A 25,553-nucleotide genomic window follows, 5' to 3' on the forward strand; every position below is an offset into this window, starting at 1 on the left:
AGTGAATTAATCTGATTAATGAGGGTAATTGGCAGAATTATCCACATTAATCAGATTAATGACAAACAATCATATCCTGTTAATTAATCATATCCCGGAAGAACGAAAACAGGCCGCCTCCCCTTAGCTGGTTCTTTTTCTCTACGGCTGGCGGATAGCCAGGATCGTGCGCAAGGATCTGGTTAACCATTTTCTTACAGGCGCTGATATCCCCCTTGCCTTCGTAGGCGAGGGCCATGGCGTATCTTATTGCGGATATCTCTGTATCCCACGACCAGTTATTAACTACATATATATCAAGGCATAGGATGCCGTAGGCCAGGCATTGGTCATACTCTTTTTCACCCAGGTGGGCTTCTGCAAGGAAAGCGTATACCCCAAACCGGTAGTTAGGGGCGTTGTCGGCAGGATCGCCGCTGCCCATAATCCGTAGCGTATGTTGCATGTCTGCAATGGTAGCCTTATAACGGGCCAGTTTCAGTGCGGCTTTACCCCGGAAGTAATAGATCTTCATTTGCGACAGCACGGGTAGCTTTTCTATACCTCCAATGGATATACGATTATTGATGGCGCCTATGCAATGTTCATACTGCTCATTATCGAAATACAGGTACATCAGGTTAAAATAGGCATCACTATCGTCTGGTTTTTCCATCAGATGGTTTTCCAGCGCCAGTATACGTTCTGAGAGGTCGTCTTCACTGTTGGTACGGATAAAAGCCCGGCCTGTTTTGATGCGGTCTATGTTGTATGTAATGGTTTCCCGCTCATTGGCCGAGAGTTCTTCCATATCGCGGGCAATCCAGCTATTGTATTCTTCCAGTATTTTTTCATATAGTTCCAACGCTTCGGGATGTAGTTCCAGCGAGCAGAGGTCATCAATCATCCGTTCATGGATGGATACATAATAGGTAAGAGGCAGGGTATCCATGAAGTTGTCTATTATGGTACGTCTGTCTGCGATGGCCTCAGCCAGTTTACCTATGCTGTGATAGGCGTCTGCTCTGGATTCCAGTTGTTCCCAGAAGGGCGACATATTGTAACCTACGGTATGTACATGGATCGCTTCTGCAAAAATGCCTCCTTCGTATAAAGCAATGCCATAGTTATTACAGCACATGGCGAAGTGGTGTGGATGCCCGGCATAAGAGGAGCCTGTATTATCGTACCAATAGGCGTAGTACAGGTCAAATGCTTTTTTGTAAAGGAATTTTTTTAATGGCAAAGCGTTGATGCGTACCTGGTTCTTTTTTTCTTGCTGCAAGTTTTCGCTGAGTATTACACCCGCTACATACCAATCGTAAGGGATGGTATGATCTGTTTCCTGCCATGTTTGAGGGAATGTTCCATTTACTTTATAGCTGGCATAGTACCATCTTGCAATGGTATATGGATAAGGTTTTATAGCGAGTGCTTTTTCGTACCAGGGTAAAGCTTCTGCATAGCTACCAATATTAAAAAAAGCAGTGGCGGTATAATGATAAAAATAGGCTTCTTCAGGGTATAGGGCGATATAGTTTTTGCCTGCGGAAATTTGCTCCAGTGTGCCTTCTTCTTCATTGTCGCCATAAAAATCCGACCAGAATTCAGTGGTGCCTTTACAAAATTCCCTGGCCAGGGAGGCATGCCGTAGCCCGTTGTTAAATTGTTGTTGTATATGGCGGAGCAGGCGCAGCATACTTTCCGGGGTGTTTTCTCCGATGCTGATCATGATCTGCAGCATTTGTGCGGCGAAGTCGTAGTCGGCCATATCGAGTGCAAACCAGGTGGTGGTGAGCAACCGGTTGTTGAAAACAGTGTATTGGAAAGCTTTTTTATAGTATGCCAGGGCCAGGGGCCGGTTTTCGGTATGGTAGTATACGTCGCCAATGCGGGTATAGCATTGGAAGCGGGCCACGTTAAGCTGCGGCAGGTCGTCGGCGTAGAGGGAGTTGTATACCAACAGGCTTCGTTGCATGTCTTCCAAGGCCTTTTCGTGTTCATTTTTCAGTATCCATACCTGAAAGCGGTATAATAACGCTTTGGCGGTTACTTCATCGTCTCCGTTGGTAATCAGCAGGTTGCAGTCGTTGATGGTATCGTCTCCTTTGTCCGACAATAGGTTAGCGCCCATGTAAGCGCGTTGGATGCGCGCTTCCTGGTGATGAGGATCTATGGTTAGTACCTGGGTGAAAGCCTCGTAAGCCGCATTATACATGGCGGCAGAGAGATCGCGGTTATCGGTAGCCTTGGCATTTTCCAATTGCGATAATCCCAGCAGTTGCCAGCCCCGGGCGCTTTCGGGCTCATCCTGTAAATATATTTCCAGTTGCGTAATTACTTCGGTATATGCCTGTTCGTTGTACAGCCTTTCCAATTCGTCTAAATGCATATGCGTTAATTAGGGCCTGTAATTTATTAATATTGATGCAGGATGCTAAATAATTTCTGATACTTCCAGGCTGAATATAAATTTAAAGCCCTTTTATTGTGAACCAGCAGCGCCCAAATGCTTTAGATAGTTGCCCTGTGCAGGGCTGGCTGGTAAATTTGTTTGGCCTACCTATCCGCGGAACGTTGCACCGGCCCAGGTAAACGAAGCGGATTTTGGGGTTAGGGCTTCTGTAATGGGAGTTGTATTAAATTAAGTGATTGATAATGATATTGTTGTGATAATTATTGTATTAAACTTTAATGCTTGTGATTGGCTGGAAGCGGCATGAGAACAATTATAATAATGTTGAGTCATTAAGAATCGATTAACACTTGAGAATGGTTTATTAGCCACCTTTACTTCAACAAAGCATATGCTCACGCATATATGAGGGTTTAAAAATAGTAACAATGGTAGAAAAAGCCGGCCTCACAATTCCTTGTGAGGCCTTTGTATTTAATTAGAATAATTTTTGTCTGAGGATACCTGTAAGTATATGTGTTAGTTCATGTAAGCTGTTGGGCTTGGTTAGAAAATAAGAAGCGCCGAGCTCCTTCGTTTCCTTTTTATCCGATTCGTGGGAGGAGGTGGTATAAATGATCACCGGAATGTGTTTAAGGTGATCCAATTGCCGTATTTCGGCCAGGAATTGCTTCCCGTCTACCCTTGGCATGTTAAGATCGAGGAAGATAAGGTCGGGTACCAGGTTCTGCGCTAGTTTTGTGAGCGCATCTTCTCCGTTTATAGCCTCATGGTAAATAATATCTGGCGCCAATTCTTTTAATACTTCACCAAATATCATCCTGTCGTCTATATCATCATCGATTAAAAGTACTGAGGTATATTTACAGCTATCAGGCATATCAAACTTGAATAGAGACAAATCTAGGATTTTGTTGTTATTTTATGATAATAATCATCTGCTTTTAACTTTTAGGTAGGATGAAAAGTATGAACCCCTCCATACAGGGAACCCTTTAAGCGTACCGGTCCATAAAACTAAACAAGCTCTGGCAAATGAAGAAATTTTTTATGCAGCTGCCGCTGCCCAGGAAGTTGATGTTGATAGCGCTGATTCCGCTTATATGCATGCTATTTTTCGGCGTAGAGGTGTTTAATAAGCAAAGTGCGGATATTGATACCATCGATAGGCTGGTACAGAAAATTACTACTGCTACTATCATTATGAAAGTGGCCGATGAAATACATATGGAGCGCAGAAGCAGTGTAAATTATGTACTGCAAACCGGTAGCCTGAACGACCTGCTTACCCAACGAGCTAAAACGGATCTGGCGATTGAAGCGGTGAAAGGCAGGTTGCTGGCCAGCGACAGCCATTTTTTTCAATACTCCCTCCTTAATACCCTGGTTAATAAGAGAAAGGATATCGATAATAAGACTATGCCGCAGCGGGAAGTGCTGGACTATTATTCTAACCTTATTTTTCGTCTCAACGACCTGGCTAATACCAATACACCGGATATTCCCGTACTGAAAGGATTACAACAAGATATGAACGCTCAGCTGCTGTTGGCGCAGATGTCGGCATACCAGGGTATGGTACGTATGGATATTTACTATTTCATGCTTAAAAAGGAAGTGTGGCCGGAAGATTTTGACCGTATAGAGAATAACGTTGACATGTACACCTCTCTACGCGCAGAATTGCTGGACAAGGCTTCTCCAACGGTGGTAGGGGATTTCCAAAAAATGGAGGACTCTAACGAATTTGCTATCACTGATGGTTTTATCAAAAGCACGATCAATTCCCATAAAATAGATACCCTGTTTAATGCAGATTCCTGGTGGGATAACTCCTCGCTCGCTGTAGATCAGTTGAAGCAATTGCAACGCACTGTTATGGAGAAAATAAGCCGGGACGCCAAGTTAATCTCCAAGCGGGAGGGCGACCTGGAAACCCGCTACCTGGTGGCCTTGGTGCTAATTGTGGTACTGGTAGTGGCATTTGTAGGCATTACCATTAAAAGCGTTACAGATAGCCTGGAGCTATTGCGCTCCACTGCGGTAAATATTGCCCGTGGCATGCCCGGCTCGGTACCGGAAATCCACACTAAAGACGCGATCGGCAGCCTGGCCCGCTCTTTTGTAGCCATAGACCAAACCAGCCAGGAACTGGCAATTGCGGCAGATAACATTGGCAAAGGCAATTTTAATATTGATGTGAAGCCCCGTAGTAATGGCGATTTGCTGGGATTGGCTGTGGTACGGATGGCGGCAGACCTGAAAGCATTCCGTCACTACAGCGACCAAAAAATGTGGGTGCAAACAGGGGTGAACCATATCAGTGAAACCCTGTTGGGTGAAAAGGATATGGGCGCCATCAGTAAAGATGCGCTTACGGATATGGTGCAATATACTGGTGCACAAACAGGGGTGCTATATGTGAAACAGGGGGCTGACCTGCGTTTGTGCGCGGCATATGCCTTGTCGCCAAACCATGCAGCGCCGGAAGTGATAGCAGCCGGGAAAACATTGCTTGGCCAAAGTTTGGAGCAACAGGAACCTGTTTATCTTACCAATACTCCTGATGATTTCCTACATATAGTCAGCGGTGTTGGGAGCGCCAGGCCCGGGCACGTACTTATTATTCCATTGTTGCATGGGGGGATTGCTGAAGGCGTAATAGAAATAGGCTCTCTTTACCCTTTTCAGGAAGGGGTGATTGAATTTGCCCAGCAAGCGTCCGTAAATATTGCGGTTGCGCTGCAAACCACCCGCAACCGCACGCGTTTGCAGGAACTACTGGAAGAAACGCAAGCGCAGTCAGAGGAGCTGCAAACCCAACATACGGAGCTGGAAAGTCTCAATGCGGAACTGGAGGCACAAACGCAAAAGCTACAGGTATCCGAAGAAGAACTGAAAGTACAGCAGGAAGAACTGATGCAGTCGAACTTGGAGTTACAAGAAAGAAGCAGGCTGTTGGAAGAGAAAAACCAGGTTATTGTAGAGCGTAACCTAGATATACACCGTAAGGCGGAAGCGCTGGCCCTGAGTACTCGCTACAAGTCGGAGTTCCTGGCGAATATGTCGCACGAACTACGCACGCCTTTAAATTCTATCCTGCTGTTGTCGCGGTTATTATCAGAAAATAACGACCATAACTTAAGCAAGGATCAGATCGAATACGCACAGGTGATCAATAGCTCGGGCAAAGGATTACTTACTTTGATAGATGAAATCCTGGACCTGTCGAAAATAGAATCCGGCAAAATGGAACTGGAGTTCGACCAGGTGTCGCCAACGGCAATCTGCTCCAATATGCAGGCTTTATTTGAACCTATTGCACGGGAAAAAGGTCTGGAAATGAAGATAAATATTGCGGCTGATGTACCAGCTACTATCGAAACTGATCAGAGCCGGCTGGAGCAGATCCTTAAAAACCTGTTATCCAATGCGCTGAAATTTACTGCCAAAGGGTCTGTTACCCTGGAGGTGAAACCAGGTGAGGTGTTGCATACCATCCGTTTTACGGTGAAAGATACGGGTATAGGTATCCCGGAAGAAAAGCAACAGGTAGTATTCGAGGCTTTCCAGCAGGCAGATGGCTCTACCCGCAGAAAGTACGGAGGAACAGGATTAGGGCTTTCCATTAGCCGGGAACTTACCAAGCTGTTAGGTGGAAAGATTGGTGTGAACAGCAAGAATAATGAAGGCAGTGAATTTTATATCGTTATACCGGTTACCCACCAGGTGGTAACACCAGTTGAAGATCCTTTCGTAGTGCCGTCGCCGATAGTGGATACGCCGCTGGCAAAACCACCGGGTAAACGCCATTTTCTGTCGTCTGTTATTCCGGAAGATATTCAGGACGACCGCGCGCAGATAGTAAGCGGAGATCCCGTGATATTAATTGTAGAGGATGATACGCATTTTGCTAAAGCGTTGCTCAATTTTACCCATACCAGGGGATATAAAGGTGTGGTGACTGTACGCGGAGACGAGGCTATAGCATTGGCACGCAGATATAAACCTTTAGGCATACTGTTGGATATACAGTTGCCGGTAAAAGATGGGTGGCAGGTGATGGAAGAGCTGAAGAGCGATCCGCAAACCCGGCCTATTCCGGTGCATATCATGTCCTCCGTGGAAGCAAGGAAGGAAAGTCTCCAGAAAGGAGCGGTAGACTTTACCAGCAAGCCAGTGGATTTGGAGAGTATGCAGCTCATTTTTGAGAAGATGGAATTTGTATTGCAGCGTTCTGCCAAAAAAGTACTGATACTGGAAGAAAACGCCCAGCATGCCAAAGCCCTGGCCTACTTTCTGAGCAATCACCAGGTAAATTCTGAGATCAGCAACAGTGTGGAAGAAGGTATCACATTGTTGCAGCAGAAGGATGTGGATTGTGTGATCCTGGACATGGGCATTCCTGATCAGCAGGCGTATGAGGCGCTGGAAATGGTAAAGGAAATAAAAGGGTTGGAAAATCTGCCGGTGATCATCTTTACGGGTAAAAGCCTGTCCAAATCGGAGGAACAGCGTATCCGTCAGTATGCCGATTCTATTGTGGTGAAAACAGCGCATTCTTATCAGCGTATGCTAGACGAAGTGTCCTTGTTCCTGCACCTCGTATCTGAAAATAAACCAACAGCTGCCGGCGGAAGCAGTAAAATGGGCATGCTCAATGAGGTGTTGAAAGATAAAACGGTGTTAATAGCAGATGATGATGTGCGGAATATTTTTTCCCTGACAAAGTCCCTGGAAAAGCACCAGATGAAGGTGTTATCTGCTATAGATGGTAAGGAAGCCTTACAGCAATTGAAAGAGCATGCTGTAGATGTTGTACTGATGGATATGATGATGCCGGAGATGGACGGTTATGATGCGATCGCCGCTATTCGTAAACAGCCCGAGTTAAGGCAGCTACCGATTATTGCGGTTACTGCCAAGGCCATGATGGGCGACCGTGAAAAATGTTTGCAGGCTGGCGCTTCCGATTATATTTCCAAGCCCATAGATGTTGACCAGTTATTATCACTCTTACGGGTATGGTTATACGATAAGGCCATGAAATAATATATAATTTTTTATGGAACGAAAACAGGTTTTGATCGTTGATGATGATACACGCAATATTTTTGCGTTGAAAGCAGTATTGGACTCCAGGTCTATTCCTTATTTGTCGGCAGCTTCAGGGACAGAAGCCCTGCAGTTGTTGTCGGCAGATGATCATCATGTAGGTGTGGTGTTGATGGACATTATGATGCCTGATATGGATGGTTATGAAACCATTTCAGCTTTACGCGCAATGCCACGGAATAGCCAGTTGCCCGTGATTGCCGTAACCGCTAAAGCGATGTTAGGCGATAGGGAGAAGTGTTTGGAAGCAGGAGCTGATAACTATATTTCAAAACCAATTGATGTAGATGAATTACTGGTACAACTACAACAATATTTATCTAGGTAACAGTGGGTAGGAATCTGATAAGTGAGCAGGAAGTTTCCTTGTTATTGAATGATGTGCTGGAGCGATATGGCTATGATTTTACAGCGTATGCTTCCGCTTCAATTAACCGGCGGGTAAACCACCTGTACCAGACAGACCGTTTCTCCAGCTTTGCTGAGTACCGCTACCGGGTTATTACTGACCCGGAATATGCCCTTCGTTTTGTGGAAGCGATCACGGTAAATGTAACGGAAATGTTCCGGGACCCCTCTTTTTATTATACTTTACGTTCCCAGGTATTACCAATACTGGCTACTTATCCATTTATCCGCATATGGCATGCCGGTTGTTCTACAGGAGAAGAGGTGTATTCTTTAGCTATCCTGCTGAAAGAAGCAAAACTGTTGCATAAGGCCATTATATATGCTACTGATATCAATGCCAGCGTATTGGAGAAGGGAAGGAAAGGAATGTTCCGGCTTTCCCAGATGCAGCAATATTCCCGTAATTATATGGAAGCCGGTGGCCGGGAAGATTTTTCTTCCTATTATACTGCTAATTACGAATACGCTAAGTTCCGGGAAGACCTGGGAGAAAAGATTATCTTTTCTCCGCATAACCTGGTAACTGATGGTTCCTTTAATGAATTTCAATTGATCATTTGCAGGAATGTGCTGATTTACTTCAATAAAAAGCTGCAAGAAAGAGTCCTTACCTTGTTTAGTGATAGTTTAGAGCAATTGGGCTTCCTGGGACTGGGAAGCAAAGAAACCCTTAACTTCACCAGCGTGACGAAAAAATTCAGACAATTGGAAAATAAAGAGAAGATCTGGCGAAAGGTGCAGCTATAATCACCCAATAACCGGTTTTATGACTACCGCACCGTATTTAATAGTAATTGGCGGCTCTGCCGGAGGATTGCAACCCATCCTCACTTTATTACCTGGATTGGTGTACCCCTTCCCCGCAGCTATTATTATTGTTTTACACCGGCAAAGCCAGTACGCCTCTGTGCTGATAGATCTGCTGTCTGCACAGTCTATGCTGCCGGTAAAAGAAGCGGCGGAAAAAGAACCTTTACAGCCAGGAGTTATTTATGTGGCGCCGGTAGATTACCACTTGTTGGTAGAAAAAGACCATACGTTGTCGCTGGATTATTCGGAGAAAGTGAACTTTAGCCGCCCCAGCATTGACGTCACATTTGCCACCGCCGCCCTGGCTTATGGCAGCAAATTGGCGGTATTACTGCTTTCCGGTGCCAATATAGACGGGATAGAAGGTTTGATAGATGTACATGAAGCAGGCGGCACTACTGCTGTACAGCACCCCGATACGGCAGATGTAGATTATATGCCCCGTCAGGCTATTGAGCAAGCGCCGGTAGACCATCTGTTGCTGCCCAAAGATATGGCTGGCTTTATGAATGCCATGGCTGGGGTATGATTATTGTTCGTGAAGTACATTCCGGGACACCAGGGATAAAATCACCTGAAGTATGATTTTAATTGTAGATGATAAGCCGGAGAACATTTTGTCTATCAGGAAAACACTGGAACTATATAAGTTCGAAGTGGATACGGCATTATCCGGTGAAGAAGCACTCAAGAAAATACTCAAGCATAATTATACCCTCATCATACTGGACGTACAGATGCCGAGTATGGACGGCTTTGAGGTGGCGGAAGCCCTGTCTGGCTATAGTAAGGCAAAAGATATTCCCATCATTTTTTTATCAGCAGTTAATAAAGACAAGCGTTTCATCGTAAAGGGATATGATTCTGGCGGTATTGACTATGTTACTAAACCAGTAGATCCAGATATTCTGCTGATGAAGGTGAAAACTTTTTCCCGTTTGTACCAGCAATCCCAGGAGCTGAAACAAATGCACCAGTCGCTTAAAGAGGAAGTGGAAGTGCGCAAACTGGCCCAGGAAGCGCTGATTGCCCACCAGCAGCAGGTAAACGAAATGTTGGAGCAAAAGGTAAAGGAACGTACCGAAGAACTGCAGGAGATCAACAAATCGTTGGAAGCCAGTAACCACGACTTGCAGCAGTTTGCTTCCGTCGCCTCCCATGATCTGAAAGAGCCCCTACGCAAAATACAGTTATTCGGCGCTATTTTGAGGGATAAGTTCCTGCATGCCGATCCTAATGCCATGTCGTATATGGAACGTATTGTAGGTTCATCTGAGCGTATGGTTAGGCTTATCAACGATCTGTTGAGCTATTCCCGCTTATCTGTGGCAAGTATATACGAAACCACGGATTTAAATGAAGTGGTGAAAGAGATATTGGCTGATCTGGAATTAATGATTGTAGAACGGGACGCCATGATAACTGTGGAGAAAATGCCACAAATTGAAGCGGTGCCTGGCCAGATTCGGCAGGTGTTTCAGAACATCATCAGTAATGCGTTGAAATTTTCACGGAAAGGGGTTCCTCCCGAGATCAATATCAGTGCAGAACTGGTAACAGCACTCAGTCCCGATAGCGCGTCTTCGGCTGATGGTCAATATTGCCGCATCGTGATCCGCGATAACGGTATTGGCTTTAATGAAAAATATCTCTCTAAAATATTTACCATCTTCCAGCGTTTGCATACCTCCGAACTATATGAGGGAACGGGAATCGGACTGGCGATCGCTAAGAAAGTAATTGATAAGCATAGCGGTATTATCACCGCCAGCAGCAAAGAAGGAGAAGGAACCGCCTTTATTATTGTGTTGCCATTACGTCACGGAAAAGCACTTTCACAAAATCATACAGGAGAAAGCAATGTGGAAGAACCTGAACGGCATTGACATTAGACGATATAAAAAGCCTGTAAATCTTACGATCTGTAGGCTTCCCAGTGGAGCTATCTAACCCCTAGGAACTCTCCTTAACTTTATTAAGCATATCAAAGTAGCCTAAAAGTGTCACCTCTGCTATTGTCTTTTCTGCTATATGTCAAAATCTATTTTTCTCATTCTTCTCCAAAAATCCCTTTTCCTACTTCAGCTTTTTGGTAAGATTATCTAGGTAGCCGGTCCAGCCTGCTGAACATTGATTGTAGCATTCAATCTGAGGAGTTAGTCCCTCATGTGTAAACGTTATCAATGTTTTATCTTGCTCCCTGGAAATATCAAAGCTAATCTTTGTATTAGTCCATTCACCGGGATCACTTAAAAAAGTAAGCTTGCTATCTGTCACCAACCAAACAATTCTTTTAGTAGGAATAAGTTCGATCAGTTTTTGCTTTGAATAATGCATCCCGCCACCTGCTTCAAATGAAAACTCATCGTTTAATTGGCGACTTTCCCCTTTTATTGTTTCTCCATATAATCCAGACCACCACTGTTCAACATCTAACAATAAAGAAAAAATAGCTTCAGGTGTTTTTGAGGATGTAAAACTATAGGCAAAATTTTCTTTTTTCATACTTATATCTTTTTCATTTGTAGTTACTTTAGTAATACTAATTGTCCCGTATGGTAAGCCAGGTGCGTTGTTCTGGTTATAATGATGTTTAGTTTATTGCGATGTGGTTCTTTACTGAAATCTTCAGCAGAAACCGCCGTGTGCTTTTCAAACCATTCCTCCGGTTTTAAGCTTTCCATTTTTTGTTTTAATACTTCGCATTGCTTAGTCCAGTAAGCTCTCAACTCTTTGGCAGATGGAATTGACGCAATTGCTTTATCAGGAGATGCAAGAAAAGTTCTATGCAATTCGGGATATAATTTATCGCCCATATCCAATAGTATCAGCATATCATCATGCACCGCAATAAGATGCCCCAATAAGTAGATCCCTCTGTTCTTACCGGGCGCAATTTCTTTTTGCAATTGTTCATCACTAATAGCCGTAAGTAGGGCGTCCCAATTTTTTAGGGCACCATACCATCTGTCAAATACCATTTTAAGCATTGTTTGATTGGAAGTCATTTTATCGATTTTAGTTATGATAAATTTTACACTGCATAACAATCCTGGTACCCGATGGTTCGAGTGAATATGGGAACCATCGTTACTATAGTCGGCGTCTTAGAGATTTTTGGGTGCATGCCGAAACATTCAGGAACGCTTTCCCGGTATTAATTTGAAAGAAGATAAGGTTGAGAAATATTACGATAAGGGGATGGCTGTTTATTGTTCCAAGATATTTCAGATTGACATTGAAAGGCGTACCCAATCTGCGTTCGCCATATTTTTGGTACAACAGAAACATCGCGATGATATTATCCTAGAGGCACAGTCGTACATTGAGAAAAACTACCAGGATAAAATATCTATTGTTAACAGACATGAAACATTTGTAGATTTCGGCAAAGCAGGTAGTGTTGAATACGTCTGATATACTATAAAGAAAGATGGCTGTGTCGAACCCCCATATGATGAAATTGTTCAGTTACAGCGAACTGATTCTCAAAGAGAAATGCTTGTTAGAAATTGATAATAACGAAAATACCGGGTTAAAAACCCGGTATTGTGGAGGATATCGGACTCGAACCGATCACCTCAAACATGCCATGCTTGCGCTCTACCAGATGAGCTAATCCCCCTTATTTATTTGAACATTATTACAGGATAGTTTGTATTGCCTGTTGTTCTTCCCCTTTCGGGAGTGCAAAAATATATCTTTTATTGAAACCACCAAGGTTTTATACAAAATCTTTGAAAATTCCTTCTACAGTTTCTTTTAATTCTTTTAGCAGCAGGGGTTTTCGGAGTAATTTTATGACCATCGGATTGGCATTGGTCCGGGTAATATCACCATAATCAAGTGAGGAAGATACCATTACGATGTAGCATTGCGATTTTATTTTCTGTGGATAGGTGTCGAATGCCTGCAAAAATTCAAAGCCGTCCATCTCAGGCATCTGTATATCCAGTAAAATAACGGTGGGAGGAATTTTGGGTAAACTAATATTGGAAGACAGGAACTCGAGCGCTTTGTTGGCATTGGCAAACGATAGCACAGTTCTGCTGATTTGTTGAAGCTCTATCAACTTTTCATGCAGGAGTAAATCTATTTCATTGTCATCTATTAATATGACACGCAGGTCAGGTATCGAATTCATTTTTGTTGGGTATGGTAATTTCAAATTGTGTGCCTTCGCCATACTTAGACTCTACATTAATTGTTCCGCCTATTTTGTTTAGCGCTTCTTTTACAATATACAAGCCAATACCACTGCCTGGTTTATTATTATTTTTGGAACGGAAAAACATCTTGAAGATATTATTCAGATGCTCGCTGAGGATACCTATGCCATTGTCACGGATGTTAATAGTCGCTTTGTGTGGTTCCACTTTAACGGCGAGATGTACCATTGGATTGGCTTCTTCTGGCTTCTGGTATTTAACAGCGTTGGAAATGAGATTGTTTAAAATAACACTGATCCGGAATGTATCTCCCCGGAAATCCACCACCTGGTTTACCTGGGTATGGAAAAGGATGTCGGTGTTTTGTGGCTTGAAAGCAGTGATACAATCATTCAGTACGGTCTTGAAATCAATTTTTTCGTATTCTACTTCCAGCCTGGAATTACGGTAATATTCGATGATCTTTTGAATGAAGTCGTCTAGTTTCAAAACACAAGTTTCCACCATGTTGATATAGCCGTTGGGGTCTGTTACGGAGTTATCGAGCCGGGAAAGGTTGATGATCCCCAGCACAGACATCAGTGGGGAACGGAGATCGTGGGAGGTGGAATAAATGAAGCGGTTTAGTTCATCATTGGTTTTTTCCAGTTCCACTATTTTTTCCTGTAGCTGTTTGCGGGTGCGATAAATCTCGTAGGCATTATTAATGGTTTTATGCAGCTCGTGTTCATCCCAGGGTTTTTTAACATAGGAGTAAATATGACCTTTATTGATCGCATCAATAATATCTTCTACATCTGTATAGCCAGTCATCAGGATACGCATTGGGTCGGGGAGCGTATCTTTTATCTCGTTAAAGAATTCTACCCCGGTAGATACAGGCATCTTCTGGTCGGCGATAATGATATGTACCATGATCTCTTTCAGTAGGAGCTTGCCTTCCTGGGCGGAAGTTGCCGTATAAATTTCATAATTCCTGCGAAAGCTTGCTTTGAAGGCATTCAGGTTATGAATTTCATCATCTATATATAGGATTCGTATGCGGTTTTCTTTCATTAAGATCTGCTGGTTAATTACGATAAATGATTCGCTAAGTTGAGAGGTAAATATATAATAAATTCTGCTCCTTCACCTGGTGCCGAATTCACAATAATTCTTCCTCTGTGCTTTTCTATAATACTGAATACAATAGATAATCCTAGTCCGGTTCCTTCGCCTACATCTTTAGTGGTGAAGAACGGATCAAAGATTTTTTCCCGCACTGCTTCAGACATTCCGATACCTGTATCTTTAATGGTAATAATAACAAAGTTGCCTTCCAGTTGTGTTTGGATGGAGATAGCTTCGTTGTGGTGTTCTTTTTTAGTTTTAATCGCGTTCAAGGCATTGGAGAAAATGTTCATAAACACCTGGTTAATCTTCCCTGCATAGCATTCTATTTTGGGTAAGTTGCCATATTCCTTTACAATGTTCACGTAAGGAGGAATGGCATTGCGAAGCAGCACCAAGGTGGAGTCTAGCCCTTCATGGATGTCGATAGATTTCACTTCGCTTTCATCCAGCCGGCTAAAGGTGCGTAAGCCTTTTACGATTTCGGCGGTACGGGCGGCCCCATCTTCAATACCTTTGATAAGGGAGGATATTTCTTCGTGTATATAGTTGATGTCGATTTCTTTCTTAAAGGCTTCAATCGATGCCAGCGATTGGGGGATATTTTGGCTGGCCGATAGCTCATCGTAACGGTTCAGGAGCTCCTGGAGATCGGCAATATCCAGTTTCAGCGGTTTGATATTGGAGGTAACGAAATTGATAGGGTTGTTGATTTCATGGGCAATACCTGCCGTGAGCTGACCGAGTGACGCCATTTTTTCTTTTTCCACCAAGCGGGTCTGAGCTTCCTTCAAGTTAGTGAGTGCATTGTTGAGTTCCAGGTTGGTGGCCTGCAGGTCTTCTGTTCTGTCTTTTACTTTACTTTCCAGGATAATATTCTGTTCCCTTACCAGTCTTTCATTTTCTTGCGAAATGGCCAGGGCTATCTGTTGGGAAGCTTCTTTCTCTGCCTTGAACACATTTATTTTGTGTGCCAGTGCAAACGACAGCAAGAGTACTTCCAGCGCCGATCCTATTTGCAGGGCATAGTCGGTAAAGTTGTTGAACGGCAGCAAATTGAAATTACGCAGCACAAATACAAATATGCTCAGGAGGAAAATAGACCATGCCAGCAGGAAAAACCTGGCAGCGCTCACGCCTTTAAGGCTGATGCGGTAAGCCACTATCAATGCCACGATTGCTCCTATAAAAGCTACCAGTTGCACTAATATCTGTGCATAGTTATACTGGTCTAAGAAGGTGGGCACAAGGCATATCGAGTACAGGCAGAAGGTTACATTTAAGAGCTTATGACCTATTGGATAATTGATGCGGGTAGATAAGAACTTCTGGATGAACACCAGGGCAGTAAGCCCGTTGAATATCGGTACCAGCGCGGTGGCGTGCATGGCCAGCCAGGTACTGTGCGGATACAGGAAACGGAAAGAGTATCCTTGCAGGGTCACCTGGGTGAGGCCGGTGCAAATAATATAAGATACATAGATCAGGTAGCTGTTATCCCTGGTAGAGATGTATATAAAGAGATTGTAAAAGATCATGGCCAGGATAACGCCTACGTATATTCCGAATATGAGTTCCCTTTTATTGTTCTTGTCGACAATATTATCCGGTGTACTCAGGTTTATCGGTAACTGTAGCTGTTCGCCTGCTTTTACCTTCAGATAAAACTGCCGGGCTTCGTGCTGAGGTATATAGATAGGGAACTGGTAGTTTTGATGGTCATATCCCCGGTCTTCAAAAGAGGTAAATTCTCCCATCCGTTTGCTTTTGATGGTACCATCGGGGAGGAGTTCATAGAGGGTAATATCATCTATGATGGGATATTCCACTTCCAGCATCAGTTTGCTGGCATCCGATTCGTTCAGGATGGAGAACTTTGCCCACTGTGTATACGGAGTGATCTGCAGGTTAGGCACATCCTGATCGGAAGGCTTAAAGGCCTGTTGCCTGGCCGATTCAATGCTGAGCGTATCCTTTTCATCCGTATATAGGTCCAGGTAGCTGCCTATCTGAATGGAGCTTTTACTGTTTTTGTATACCACCTGTTGGGCGGAAATCCGGTACAGAAAGAATAAGGTAAAGATTGACCACCAAAAAACAATCTTAGACAGCATTATTATGAAATTAAATTATAACAGTCTGGAATATACATTTTTTATTATTCCGGATGTTGGTCAGGAACTGATTCAATGTTTAGCATGTGCATGTGCAAGGGCAGGGAGTTTAAGGCTGTAATTTACCTCATAGGTTCCCTTAGGGCCCACTTCTACTTTTGTTTGTACAGGGTTTTCACGCAGATCCGAAATTAATAATTTTTCTTTTGGATCGGCATGAACCAGGTTGTAACAGTCGGTGATGATCATGGCGGTGGCCAGGAAATCATCTTTGGGGTAAAAGAAGGTCCCGTTATTTCCAAGTGATTCATCAATAACAAAACCTACACGTTTGCCTACACGCGTAGTAATGGGTGCACACAGTACATGGAAGGTATCTATGGGCAGCTGAGCGGCCAATACTACTCCTACTCTGGCCAGTACCTGGCTGCCGATGCCCATTCCTGCTACTTCTTTAGAGTTCCACATACCACAGATCTCCGCACTCCCATTTTTTATATAAGAGTATATTTTGGGATCGTATTTACCGATAGCGGTTTCAATGGGAAGCGGTAATAAACCGTCTGCCAACTGTACACGTGCCCCTCCATATGTTTTGGTACGGGTTTCGTCCTCAACAATGATCACTATGGTGTTGTCGTGTTGCATCCATTCTGCGCTGCCGGATGTTACTTGTGCAATACCAAAATATATCTCCAGCAATTTGAGATGTCCGTTATAGAATCTCATACAAGCCTCAGGATCATCCGGAGCCCTAAATACCCTTACATTAATCATGACATTGCGGAATAGCGCTTTTACAAGGCCTGGTATGTTAAACAATCAGCTGCTCAAAATCTATGTAATATCTGCCTGAGCTCTTTAACTGATCGAGAGCGATCCGGCGACAGGTATCGGCTACTAACGCCCCTCCCAAAACTACTGAAGATGCCAATTGAGGCCAGGTAGTAATGGTTTTGCCAATTTCGCCCAGAGAATATTTCATCCTGTCGGAAGCGTTTTCCAAGGCCAGCATTGGGCTGAAGATGGGAAGTTTCTCCGCATCAGACAAGCCTTTCAGCGTAGCGATGTTTACTTCCGGTACCAGCCCGTGTAATAAAGGACGGGCTGGCTCCAGGTCGAAACGCTCTATATCGATCATTCCTCTGTCGTTCATTTCCATTACTACGGGTATCTTCAATTCCCTTGCCTTCATTCTGCTAAGGAGTTTTATATCTACGCCGTCACATTCTTCAATAAAAATGTCTAACACCCCACCGTCTGTAAAAAAGTCATCCATATTGGCCTCTGTGAGCCCATCTTCGTAGATCTTTACCTTTATGAATGGATCTAATTCCGCAATTTCCCGGGCAGCTATGATCACCTTGGCCACCTGTAAGTTGTGTACTCCACAACGGATGCGGTTCATATTGGTAAGCTCAAGGGTATCGAAATCGGCCAGTCTGAGCTCGCCACATAACCGCTCCATTGCCAGCGTTAATGCTATTGATTGTCCCACAGATAAACCCACAATACCCAATTTCTTTTGAGACAAGCGCTTAATTTCATCTGCCGTAATCTTGTACTGGTTCCGGCTAGTGCGCAATTCTATAAAGTCGGCCTCACCTACCAGGTGCACTAAGCGGTCGTTCCAGGAATAATATACCCATACACCGAAATGCTCAATAGGAGTGTTTCCCAGGTATGCCTGGATTTTTTCTTCATATTCTGCTTCTGTAAGACGTTTGGTAGGATTCCTTATTTTCATTAACTCCCGCAGCTGCGAATATAGGTTGTCGTTAATGCGGATATGTCGACGGCTGCTTAGAAGGGCTTCAAAGGTCTGAAGGTCTTTTGCATTCTTCAAATCATAAAATACAGGCTTATAGTCATTACTTTCATCCTGTTGTTGCCTAAGGTGCTCTTGTATCATGTTTCCTGCTTTATAGAGGTAGCGCTTGATCTGCCAGCCCGAACTGCTTTATTCTCGTTGTGTGTAAAGCAATTCCCTGCTGCTCTTAAAGTATTTGCTTTAGTTTATTAATTTTTATGTAGCTGGTTATTTATGTTGGCGTTATTGGCGGGTTAAAGAACAGGTTTTATTTGCCTGCCGGGCCCCGGGAATAAATATAGCTTGGCATCATAAAATTAACTACAATATTATTGTAATCATGATATGAATGTAAGGTAAAATAGTAATTTAATATGAAAACCAAGTAAAAGTTTTCCTTTACCTTGATATTAAATTCTCATTTTTATACTTTTATCTTACTTTTAATATCACTTTTTACCTCGCCCCACTAGTGAGATTTGGTTTAATATTTGCGGGCTTCATCCGCCCCAATTTTGTTCTTTATTGCACAATAATACATATTAAAATTAATAAATATGGATAAGAGAGAATTTCTCAAGCTTACCAGTTTCGCAGGCGCTGCCATTTTAAGTGGACCACTCAGCAGCTTTGCTACCACTTCTGCTGCATCCGGGCTCCCTGCTTTTACCGATCCTAAAGCACCCTTTGTATTACCTGCATTGCCTTATGGATACGATGCACTTGAACCCAATATCGATAAGCTGACCATGGAAATACACCATGACAAGCATCATGCGGCTTATGTGAAAGGATTGAACGATGGCATTGCCGGCACCCCCTTTGCCGACCTTACCTTGGAACAGATCCTTAATAAAGTAACAGACAAAGATAAACCCGCTATCCGCAACAATGCCGGAGGGCATTATAACCACTCATTGTTCTGGACTTTACTTTCTCCTACGCAGCAAACTCCGTCCGACAAACTGAAATCAGCTATCAATGGCTCATTCGGCAGTTGGGAGGCTTTTCAGAGTCAATTCAATGATGCCGCAAAAACCGTTTTTGGCTCGGGTTGGGCGTGGCTGATTGTTACCCCCGGAAAAAAATTGGCGATCATTAAAACGCCTAACCAGGATAATCCCTTAATGCACAATATTGTAAAGGAGAGAGGCACGCCTATATTGGCTCTCGACGTATGGGAACATGCCTATTATCTGAAACACCAGAACAGGCGCCCCGAATACATCGACGCTTTTTGGAATGCTGTAAACTGGAATGAGGTAGAAAAGAGATTGGGTTGATGTGGTACCCCTGAGCGGAGTATTCGCTTCCTATTTGATATTATTACTTAGTAAGCCCGGTAGTACAGCATTGAATGCTGCGTTACCGGGCTTACTGCTAATTATTGAATTCTGCTCAAAAACACAAATCCGTTCTTTTCCCCGATCACCTTCAGATGGGGATGGTGTACATAAGGCTCACTGTCTGTGATCCGGCAGATAAAATAAACAGGTTTGTCTACCGGCCCGTTCAACAGCCAGTCTTCATTATAATAGTTGGGATTACTGTGCGGTTGTTCCCTGGAATAATAATGTTGGGCATAGCTGTGGTACCCTAATGCTTTTACATATACGTCTTTTTCCTGAAGGGAAATGAAGTACTCGATCGCAGCACGTTGGGAATAAGCCTCTATTTTAGGAACAAAATGTACTACTGTTACCTGTATCACCAGGATGGTGCTGATAAACAGCCCCAATAAACCCTTGGTGAGCTGTTTCCGGACCAGGAATATGCCGCTGATAATCACCAAAATAATATAGCCGGCACCGTAACTGGCTTCTGCCACCGACCAGGGCACATCGGCTTGCAGGTTGGCAACTGCAAATTTATCCCCGATATGAGGTATAAGCAGGTCTTTATATACACCTACCAGCGGCAGCGCTGCAATGGCTATGCCCAGTACAATTCCAATAAACAGGATAATGGCAATGTTCCATTTCTTTAGCTGTTGGCGGCCTTCAGATAATAGATATACTTGCCAGGCTGCAAGGAACGTGAGTGGGAAATAGCACAGGGAAGAATAATGTACGATCTTGGTTTTTACAAGGGAAAAAAGTATCAGCACCACCCAGAATAATACCCACATCCACGTTTTAAAGTCCTTAATGGCCGCATCAGTTGTAGTGCTGTAGATGCTTTTTTTCCTGCCTTGCAGGTAAGTAAAAAGAAAAGTGCTGGCAGGAAAGCAACCGATCAATAATACGATCCAATGGTAAAAAAACGGACCTCCGTGGCCTGCATCTTCGGTAGTAAGCAGCCGTATTTGGTAAGTGATGAATTCGTTTACAAACCACCATCCATGGGATATAATTTCATAACCAAACCACAGCAGGGTAGTAATGGTGGCAAATAAGGCAATCAGCCCAATATGCGTAAAACGGATACTGATCTTGCCTTTTTTGTAGATCCAGTACACCAGTAAGGTAAGTATAGCTACCAGTATGGCTACCGGTCCTTTGGTGAGCACTGCCAGCCCCAGGAATATGCCACTTATAATGGCCATACGCAATGGTTTGGCGTTGTGTGCAATCCGGTAGGCAAAATAGATAGAGAGGAAGATGAAGAAATTAAAAGTAGGATCAATGATACCAGACTTAAAATAAAAGTGTGGCAGCCAGGAACCGGCGTATACCAATGTCCACCACCAGCCGAATTTTTCGTCTGCCAGTTTCTTGCCGATAGCGAATAAACTTACCAGTGTGGCAATACCAATCATTGCATTGGGAAAGCGGGCGGCAAAATCATTAACGCCAAATAACAGCATGCTGCCTGCCTGCATCCAGATAAATAAGGGCGGTTTTTCCCAGAAGGGTCGGAAGTCAATCTGCACCTGGCTATAGTTGTGGCTCACAATCATTTCCCGCGCAGCCTCGGCAAAATTGATCTCGTCCCAGTCAAACAGGTGCACGGCGCCTAAGAAAGGTATAAATAATAATGCCGCTACCAAGGCAATCAATAGGTATTTCATTGAAATGTAGTTCGTAAATAAATGATGCTATGTTGTTGTATTAGCCTGCAGTAGATTTTCAGTACATACTTCGGGCGATACCGTATTATCCCTGAATTTAAAAAATCCGTACACGATCACAGTACAGGAGGTGCCTACAATGCTTCCCACATATACGTCTGCAAAAAAATGCTGCGCGAGGTAGATGCGTGAATAGCCAGCGGAAAGCGCCAGCAGGAGCAAAAATGTGCCCAGCTTTTTATTGTTGGCAACCAGCGCCAAGAAACTGAACATGGCAAAGGCCGCCGCAGTATGCCCGGATGGGAAACTGCAGGTGCTATGCACATTTATCCATCTTACGGTATGCACCAGGGTAGCTGTTTCGTCGCCGAAATAGCTGATGGGCCTGGGCGCATTAAAATAATGTTTGGCTATCTGTACAATCACGGTTACCAGCAGGAATACTGCCAGTCCGACAAAGAATAGCCTAAAACGTTGGGTAACGAGCATCAATGTCAGGATAAATCCAAACATAATACCGTCACCAAGATAAGTGAGCCCGGTAACTACTACGTCGCCCCAATTGGAATATTCTCCGTTAATACTTAGAAATAACTCCCGTTGGCTATAGGTAGCTAGTATTACTCCGCCTGCAATTATCCATAACAGAAACGGCAGAAAGAAATAGGGATTCTTTCTGAACAGTGTAAACAGCGTTTTCAAAGTCTGTAGATTTTAAGTTGTAGGTTGCTTTTTAAATCTCTGTAAGAACTTTTCTATTTTTTGAATAACGCGAAAATAATATTCTTTATTAAATAGCTGAGAATCGTTCATAGCCTTAACAATAAGAAAACCTGCGATAGGCATCAATACGATGTTAGACAGCCACATACCGGACCAGGTGAACATCACGCCATTTCTGGCCATTTTTTCACCGATCATGAAGAATACGTTGAAGATCACAAAGAAAATAACGGCGAATACCAATGGCGTACCCAATCCGCCTTTGCGGATAATGGAGCCCAGGGGCGCACCGATCAGGAACATCACAACACAGGCGGCAGCAAGGGTGAACTTACGTTGCCATTCTACTTTGTGCATCAGGATAAGACCATGCTTTTCCGTATATTCCAGGGAGGGTTGTTCCAGGGCACTCATGGTTTCACGTACGCTCTGTTCTGCTCTTTCGATCACCATGCGGCGATTTTTTTCCGGTATAATTTCTTCGAAGTTTTTTACTTTCAGGGGAGGCGCACTGGCTGCCCAGGCAGAATCCTTCCATTTGTAGAATGGGTAGCGTACTGTTACGTAGGCATTAATGGTTTTACTGTACTGGTTTTCTACTTTTTGCAGGGAGTCTATTGCTACATCCAGCTGCCGTACATTCAACATTTGCTGATTGCTGGCAAAGAGGTCCATATTGAGGCGGTTAAAGGCGAAACTACTCAGGTTAAACGCCATGCTATATTTCTTAAAGCCCTGCCGGATCATGTCTCCGGGAACGGTGTATCCCCGGGAATACCTTTCTTCATATCTCCAGCCATTTTCCAGGATAAAATACAGGTAACGCTTGTTGGCAGTAAGCATCATCTGGCCTTTCTCGGCCAGTATCACTGCGTTGCTACCGCCTTTACGGTCGTAGATGATTACCTGGTGAATGGTTTGGTTATCGTTATCTTTTTGTGCTACCTTGATGGTATAGTCGGGAATATCATTATAGAAAACACCGGCTTTGATATTAAATGCCGGTTTAGAATTGGTAATATCGTACAGCAGGGATTTGGCTTGCAGGTTAGCCACAGGGATCACGTAATTGGCAAAGAGAAAAGCCAATATGCTGATAACGGTACATACAAATAACAGGGGGCGGATAAAACGAAGTAAGGAAATACCAGACGATTTCAGGGCAACCAGCTCAAAGCTTTCCCCCAGGTTCCCAAAGGTCATGATAGACGACAGGAGCACTGCCAGCGGCAGGGCCAGGGTAACCAGGGTGGCGCTGGTATAGGCGATCAGTTGCATAATCACATTGGTATCCAGGCCTTTACCCACCAGATCATCTACATACTTCCAAAGGAACTGCATTACCAGCACGAATAAAGTGACAAAAAAGGTGGCAACAAAGGGCCCCAGGAAGGTTTTTATGATTAGTTTGTCGAGTTTTTTCACTGATAATGCGGTATTAAAAAAACGGAATCCCGATCTTTGATTATTGTTCAGGATGCTACAAAAAGGTAAAGTTAGCACGAATTCACAAAGGAGTGTTAAGATATACCTGAAAATACCGTTAAAATTTATATGGAAAATTTTGATCTGACACCGGAAGAAGCAGAGATGATAAGCAATACTGGTTTTATCCGGCTGAAAAACAGTGCGATAGAGAAAGTAATGCGGTTCATGGGGCAGTTGCAGGAGGCATTGGCTGACTTCGATAGTGGCAGCGACTTTCCTTTCAGGCCGGAATGGTTACTACAGGGAGGGAAGATCTCTAAGGGGGAGCAGTATAAAGGAATGCCCTGGGTAATGCTGGATTATCCGCGTTATTTCAGTAAGGAGGGCATATTTGCGTACCGGACTATGTTTTGGTGGGGGCATTACTTCAGCGCCACCTTGCATCTGGCCGGCTTTGTGAAAGAAAATTTTAATGAAGCGCTTGAAAATGGGTATACACAGTTATCTGCCGCCGGATTTCAGGTGTATTTGAAGGAAGACCCTTGGGAGCATGATTTCGAAAATGGAAATTATTGTTTCATAAATACCATAAGTTTAGACGAGTGGAAAACCTTGGTTAGCCGGTATAATTTCATTAAGCTGGCTAAGCCGTTCGCGATCGGTGGTTATTGGGGTCAAATAACTACTGAGGTAGTGGAAACATACGCCGTGCTACTCAATATACTAAACAACAATAAAAAGGGCGCTTAACTGCCGATGCGGTGGAAAAGGTCTTTCACCTGGTATTCCCAGAGCTGACTTTGGTCCTTTACTTCTTTCTTCTCTGCGAAATCTTTTACTACCAGGATAGTTTCATTCGTTACTTCAGAAATTTGTATACGGAACTCAAAATATTCGTCTTTGGGAGCATGCGTCCAGTGCAGCCGGATAAACTCATCCTCTTCCTGTTCTACTACCTCGGCTTCCTCAGCAGTGCCATTCCAGGAGAAGGAAAAAACATTATCCCTGAAATCAACCCTGTCTGCAAACCATTCCTGTAACCCAGCTGGGGTAGATAAGAATTCGTACAGGATACCGGGTGAGCACCGTACCGGAAATTCTAACTCATATAGCACTTTCTTGGACATCTCTCAAATAATTAGTAAATCAATATCATCCAGTTGCAATTATAGAAAATATTTTACTCTGTCAAAATTATTTGCTGTTTTTTTTTAAAGAATATATGAAAACTTCACACACCTTAGTAATTCTATATATATTATTGAAATAATAAATGTTAAATTTAAATATATATTAAATAGATTGATTTTACCTCCGTAGTGGCGAATTTCCGCGACAATTGCAAGCTCTTAATGATCAATCGATTTTATTTGGAAATGATTTAACAACAGGAGAAATTTTTTGGCGGCTCTCTAAAAAAAGTTATTTTTGTCAGGCATTCATCAAATCTTAACTTTTTATTAACCTGTAACTGTTCCGACTCTATGTCAATGCGCCAACTTAAAATCACTAAATCCATTACCAACCGGGAATCTCAGTCCCTGGAAAAGTACTTGCAGGAGATTGGGAAAGTGGATTTAATTACGCCGGAAGAAGAGGTGAACCTGGCTATCCGGATCAAGCAGGGCGATCAGAGAGCGTTGGAAAAGCTTACCAAAGCTAATCTTCGCTTTGTGGTATCCGTTGCGAAACAGTATCAGAACCAGGGCCTGTCGCTCAGCGACCTGATCAATGAGGGCAACCTTGGGTTAATTAAAGCTGCTCAACGTTTTGATGAAACGCGCGGTTTTAAATTTATTTCCTACGCCGTATGGTGGATTCGCCAATCTATCTTGCAGGCTTTGGCAGAGCAATCCAGAATTGTTCGCCTGCCACTTAACAAAGTGGGCCTTAGCAACAAGATCAGTAAAGCGTACTCACAGTTGGAGCAGGAATATGAAAGAGAGCCGTCGCCCGACGAATTGGCCACTATCCTGGAAATTAATACAGACGAAGTAGAAGCCACCCTTGGCGTAGCTGCCCGTCACGTATCCATGGATGCGCCTTTTATCGATGGCGAAGATAATTCCCTGCTGGATGTGCTCGAAAATCCAAATGCCGTTAGCGCAGATGAAGAACTGGACCACCACGATTCTTTACGCCGCGAGATAGAGCGCTCCCTTTCCACTTTAACAGACCGCCAGAAAGATGTGATCATGCTCTACTTCGGTATTGCCGTGGAACATCCGATGTCTTTGGAAGATATTGGTGAGAAATTTGGCCTGACCCGCGAACGCGTGCGCCAGATCAAAGATAAAGCCATCACCAAACTGAGAACTACTTCCCGTAGTAAGTTGCTGCGCAACTACCTCGGATAAGCCCGGTGACCAAAAAATTGAACGCGGATAGTATTGCAGTAAAGTATAAAACTGCAATACTATCCGCGTTTCTATGATAGGATTTACGCATCCCCCTCAAT

At 43.6% G+C, this 25,553-nt stretch carries 21 protein-coding genes and 1 tRNA gene; 8 read left to right on the forward strand and 14 right to left on the reverse strand.

Features of this window, described 5'->3' with window-relative positions; genetic code table 11:
• Positions 1-79: 79 nt before the first annotated feature.
• Entirely contained in the window at positions 80-2,371 is a 2,292-nt protein-coding gene (locus tag ACDQ55_RS06150; protein WP_420980352.1) for a hypothetical protein, read from the reverse strand.
• A gap of 502 nt (positions 2,372-2,873) precedes the next feature.
• Entirely contained in the window at positions 2,874-3,296 is a 423-nt protein-coding gene (locus tag ACDQ55_RS06155) for a response regulator (RefSeq protein WP_420980353.1), read from the reverse strand.
• A 134-nt stretch (positions 3,297-3,430) separates the two neighbouring features.
• Here ACDQ55_RS06155 and ACDQ55_RS06160 point away from each other — a divergent pair, with 134 nt between their 5' ends.
• Genes ACDQ55_RS06160 through ACDQ55_RS06180 form a run of 5 tightly spaced genes read left to right on the forward strand, consistent with a single transcriptional unit; the run spans position 3,431 to position 10,617 of the window.
• The gene (locus ACDQ55_RS06160) at positions 3,431-7,447 is read left to right on the forward strand and encodes a response regulator (protein ID WP_420980354.1); all 4,017 of its coding nucleotides are present in this window, start codon (positions 3,431-3,433) and stop codon (positions 7,445-7,447) included.
• A 13-nt stretch (positions 7,448-7,460) separates the two neighbouring features.
• Positions 7,461-7,838 carry a response regulator gene (locus ACDQ55_RS06165; RefSeq protein ID WP_420980355.1) on the forward strand — a complete coding sequence of 126 codons (378 nt, stop codon included), beginning with the start codon at positions 7,461-7,463 and terminating at the stop codon, positions 7,836-7,838.
• 2 nt (positions 7,839-7,840) lie between these two features.
• A complete protein-coding gene (locus tag ACDQ55_RS06170; RefSeq protein ID WP_420980356.1) occupies positions 7,841-8,668 on the forward strand; it encodes a CheR family methyltransferase in 828 nt (275 codons plus the stop codon).
• A 19-nt stretch (positions 8,669-8,687) separates the two neighbouring features.
• Complete coding sequence (locus tag ACDQ55_RS06175) at positions 8,688-9,260, forward strand: chemotaxis protein CheB (protein ID WP_420980357.1); 573 nt, start codon at positions 8,688-8,690, stop codon at positions 9,258-9,260.
• Between the two features lie 52 nt (positions 9,261-9,312).
• Entirely contained in the window at positions 9,313-10,617 is a 1,305-nt protein-coding gene (locus ACDQ55_RS06180; protein WP_420980358.1) for a response regulator, read from the forward strand.
• Between the two features lie 190 nt (positions 10,618-10,807).
• On the opposite strand, the gene ACDQ55_RS06185 is transcribed toward ACDQ55_RS06180, so the two are convergent.
• From ACDQ55_RS06185 to ACDQ55_RS06220, 8 genes are all read right to left on the reverse strand, one after another.
• Entirely contained in the window at positions 10,808-11,236 is a 429-nt protein-coding gene (locus tag ACDQ55_RS06185; RefSeq protein WP_420980359.1) for an SRPBCC family protein, read from the reverse strand.
• Between the two features lie 23 nt (positions 11,237-11,259).
• Positions 11,260-11,739, reverse strand: coding sequence for a DinB family protein (locus tag ACDQ55_RS06190; protein ID WP_420980361.1), 480 nt, complete (start codon positions 11,737-11,739; stop codon positions 11,260-11,262).
• A gap of 544 nt (positions 11,740-12,283) precedes the next feature.
• Positions 12,284-12,356: transfer RNA gene (locus ACDQ55_RS06195), tRNA-Ala, on the reverse strand.
• Positions 12,357-12,455: 99 nt separating this feature from the next.
• Positions 12,456-12,875, reverse strand: coding sequence for a response regulator (locus ACDQ55_RS06200; protein ID WP_420980362.1), 420 nt, complete (start codon positions 12,873-12,875; stop codon positions 12,456-12,458).
• Complete coding sequence (locus tag ACDQ55_RS06205; RefSeq protein ID WP_420980364.1) at positions 12,859-13,956, reverse strand: sensor histidine kinase; 1,098 nt, start codon at positions 13,954-13,956, stop codon at positions 12,859-12,861. The genes ACDQ55_RS06200 and ACDQ55_RS06205 overlap by 17 nt, the downstream gene beginning before the upstream one ends.
• 17 nt (positions 13,957-13,973) lie before the next feature.
• A complete protein-coding gene (locus ACDQ55_RS06210; RefSeq protein WP_420980366.1) occupies positions 13,974-16,124 on the reverse strand; it encodes a sensor histidine kinase in 2,151 nt (716 codons plus the stop codon).
• Between the two features lie 72 nt (positions 16,125-16,196).
• Entirely contained in the window at positions 16,197-16,853 is a 657-nt protein-coding gene (locus ACDQ55_RS06215) for a hypothetical protein (protein WP_420980368.1), read from the reverse strand.
• An 85-nt stretch (positions 16,854-16,938) separates the two neighbouring features.
• On the reverse strand, positions 16,939-18,036 hold the full coding sequence (locus ACDQ55_RS06220) for an Rv1355c family protein (protein WP_420980369.1): 1,098 nt from the start codon (positions 18,034-18,036) through the stop codon (positions 16,939-16,941).
• A gap of 455 nt (positions 18,037-18,491) precedes the next feature.
• On the opposite strand from ACDQ55_RS06220, the gene ACDQ55_RS06225 reads away from it, so the two are divergent.
• The gene (locus tag ACDQ55_RS06225; protein ID WP_420980371.1) at positions 18,492-19,217 is read left to right on the forward strand and encodes a superoxide dismutase; all 726 of its coding nucleotides are present in this window, start codon (positions 18,492-18,494) and stop codon (positions 19,215-19,217) included.
• Positions 19,218-19,318: 101 nt separating this feature from the next.
• Here ACDQ55_RS06225 and ACDQ55_RS06230 read toward each other — a convergent pair whose 3' ends face one another.
• From ACDQ55_RS06230 to ACDQ55_RS06240, 3 genes are read right to left on the reverse strand one after another with little or no spacing between them, the layout of a single operon-like run.
• Entirely contained in the window at positions 19,319-20,944 is a 1,626-nt protein-coding gene (locus tag ACDQ55_RS06230) for an ArnT family glycosyltransferase (RefSeq protein ID WP_420980373.1), read from the reverse strand.
• Between the two features lie 27 nt (positions 20,945-20,971).
• Positions 20,972-21,646, reverse strand: coding sequence for a phosphatase PAP2 family protein (locus ACDQ55_RS06235; protein ID WP_420980374.1), 675 nt, complete (start codon positions 21,644-21,646; stop codon positions 20,972-20,974).
• Positions 21,647-21,658: 12 nt separating this feature from the next.
• Positions 21,659-23,092 (reverse strand): LptF/LptG family permease, encoded by a 1,434-nt coding sequence (locus tag ACDQ55_RS06240; protein ID WP_420980375.1) that lies wholly within the window; start codon positions 23,090-23,092, stop codon positions 21,659-21,661.
• A 129-nt stretch (positions 23,093-23,221) separates the two neighbouring features.
• On the opposite strand from ACDQ55_RS06240, the gene ACDQ55_RS06245 reads away from it, so the two are divergent.
• Entirely contained in the window at positions 23,222-23,845 is a 624-nt protein-coding gene (locus tag ACDQ55_RS06245) for a hypothetical protein (RefSeq protein ID WP_420980376.1), read from the forward strand.
• Here ACDQ55_RS06245 and ACDQ55_RS06250 read toward each other — a convergent pair.
• Positions 23,842-24,222 carry an START-like domain-containing protein gene (locus tag ACDQ55_RS06250; protein WP_420980377.1) on the reverse strand — a complete coding sequence of 127 codons (381 nt, stop codon included), beginning with the start codon at positions 24,220-24,222 and terminating at the stop codon, positions 23,842-23,844. The genes ACDQ55_RS06245 and ACDQ55_RS06250 overlap by 4 nt on opposite strands.
• Before the next feature lie 363 nt (positions 24,223-24,585).
• Here ACDQ55_RS06250 and ACDQ55_RS06255 point away from each other — a divergent pair, with 363 nt between their 5' ends.
• Positions 24,586-25,452 carry a sigma-70 family RNA polymerase sigma factor gene (locus ACDQ55_RS06255; RefSeq protein ID WP_089758842.1) on the forward strand — a complete coding sequence of 289 codons (867 nt, stop codon included), beginning with the start codon at positions 24,586-24,588 and terminating at the stop codon, positions 25,450-25,452.
• Positions 25,453-25,553: the final 101 nt, after the last annotated feature.

Origin of the sequence: Chitinophaga sp. 30R24 (assembly GCF_049056765.1) — a bacterium.
Lineage (GTDB): Bacteria > Bacteroidota > Bacteroidia > Chitinophagales > Chitinophagaceae > Chitinophaga.

Bases quoted from the DNA above. Each gene is read 5' to 3' on its own strand.
- ACDQ55_RS06150 (WP_420980352.1), bottom strand. From the start codon at position 2,371: ATGCATTTAGACGAATTGGAAAGGCTGTACAACGAACAGGCATATACC.
- ACDQ55_RS06160 (WP_420980354.1), top strand. From the start codon at position 3,431: ATGAAGAAATTTTTTATGCAGCTGCCGCTGCCCAGGAAGTTGATGTTG.
- ACDQ55_RS06165 (WP_420980355.1), top strand. From the start codon at position 7,461: ATGGAACGAAAACAGGTTTTGATCGTTGATGATGATACACGCAATATT.
- ACDQ55_RS06175 (WP_420980357.1), top strand. From the start codon at position 8,688: ATGACTACCGCACCGTATTTAATAGTAATTGGCGGCTCTGCCGGAGGA.
- ACDQ55_RS06180 (WP_420980358.1), top strand. From the start codon at position 9,313: ATGATTTTAATTGTAGATGATAAGCCGGAGAACATTTTGTCTATCAGG.
- ACDQ55_RS06185 (WP_420980359.1), bottom strand. From the start codon at position 11,236: ATGAAAAAAGAAAATTTTGCCTATAGTTTTACATCCTCAAAAACACCT.
- ACDQ55_RS06190 (WP_420980361.1), bottom strand. From the start codon at position 11,739: ATGACTTCCAATCAAACAATGCTTAAAATGGTATTTGACAGATGGTAT.
- ACDQ55_RS06200 (WP_420980362.1), bottom strand. From the start codon at position 12,875: ATGAATTCGATACCTGACCTGCGTGTCATATTAATAGATGACAATGAA.
- ACDQ55_RS06205 (WP_420980364.1), bottom strand. From the start codon at position 13,956: ATGAAAGAAAACCGCATACGAATCCTATATATAGATGATGAAATTCAT.
- ACDQ55_RS06210 (WP_420980366.1), bottom strand. From the start codon at position 16,124: ATGCTGTCTAAGATTGTTTTTTGGTGGTCAATCTTTACCTTATTCTTT.
- ACDQ55_RS06215 (WP_420980368.1), bottom strand. From the start codon at position 16,853: ATGAGATTCTATAACGGACATCTCAAATTGCTGGAGATATATTTTGGT.
- ACDQ55_RS06220 (WP_420980369.1), bottom strand. From the start codon at position 18,036: ATGATACAAGAGCACCTTAGGCAACAACAGGATGAAAGTAATGACTAT.
- ACDQ55_RS06225 (WP_420980371.1), top strand. From the start codon at position 18,492: ATGGATAAGAGAGAATTTCTCAAGCTTACCAGTTTCGCAGGCGCTGCC.
- ACDQ55_RS06230 (WP_420980373.1), bottom strand. From the start codon at position 20,944: ATGAAATACCTATTGATTGCCTTGGTAGCGGCATTATTATTTATACCT.
- ACDQ55_RS06245 (WP_420980376.1), top strand. From the start codon at position 23,222: ATGGAAAATTTTGATCTGACACCGGAAGAAGCAGAGATGATAAGCAAT.
- ACDQ55_RS06250 (WP_420980377.1), bottom strand. From the start codon at position 24,222: ATGTCCAAGAAAGTGCTATATGAGTTAGAATTTCCGGTACGGTGCTCA.
- ACDQ55_RS06255 (WP_089758842.1), top strand. From the start codon at position 24,586: ATGCGCCAACTTAAAATCACTAAATCCATTACCAACCGGGAATCTCAG.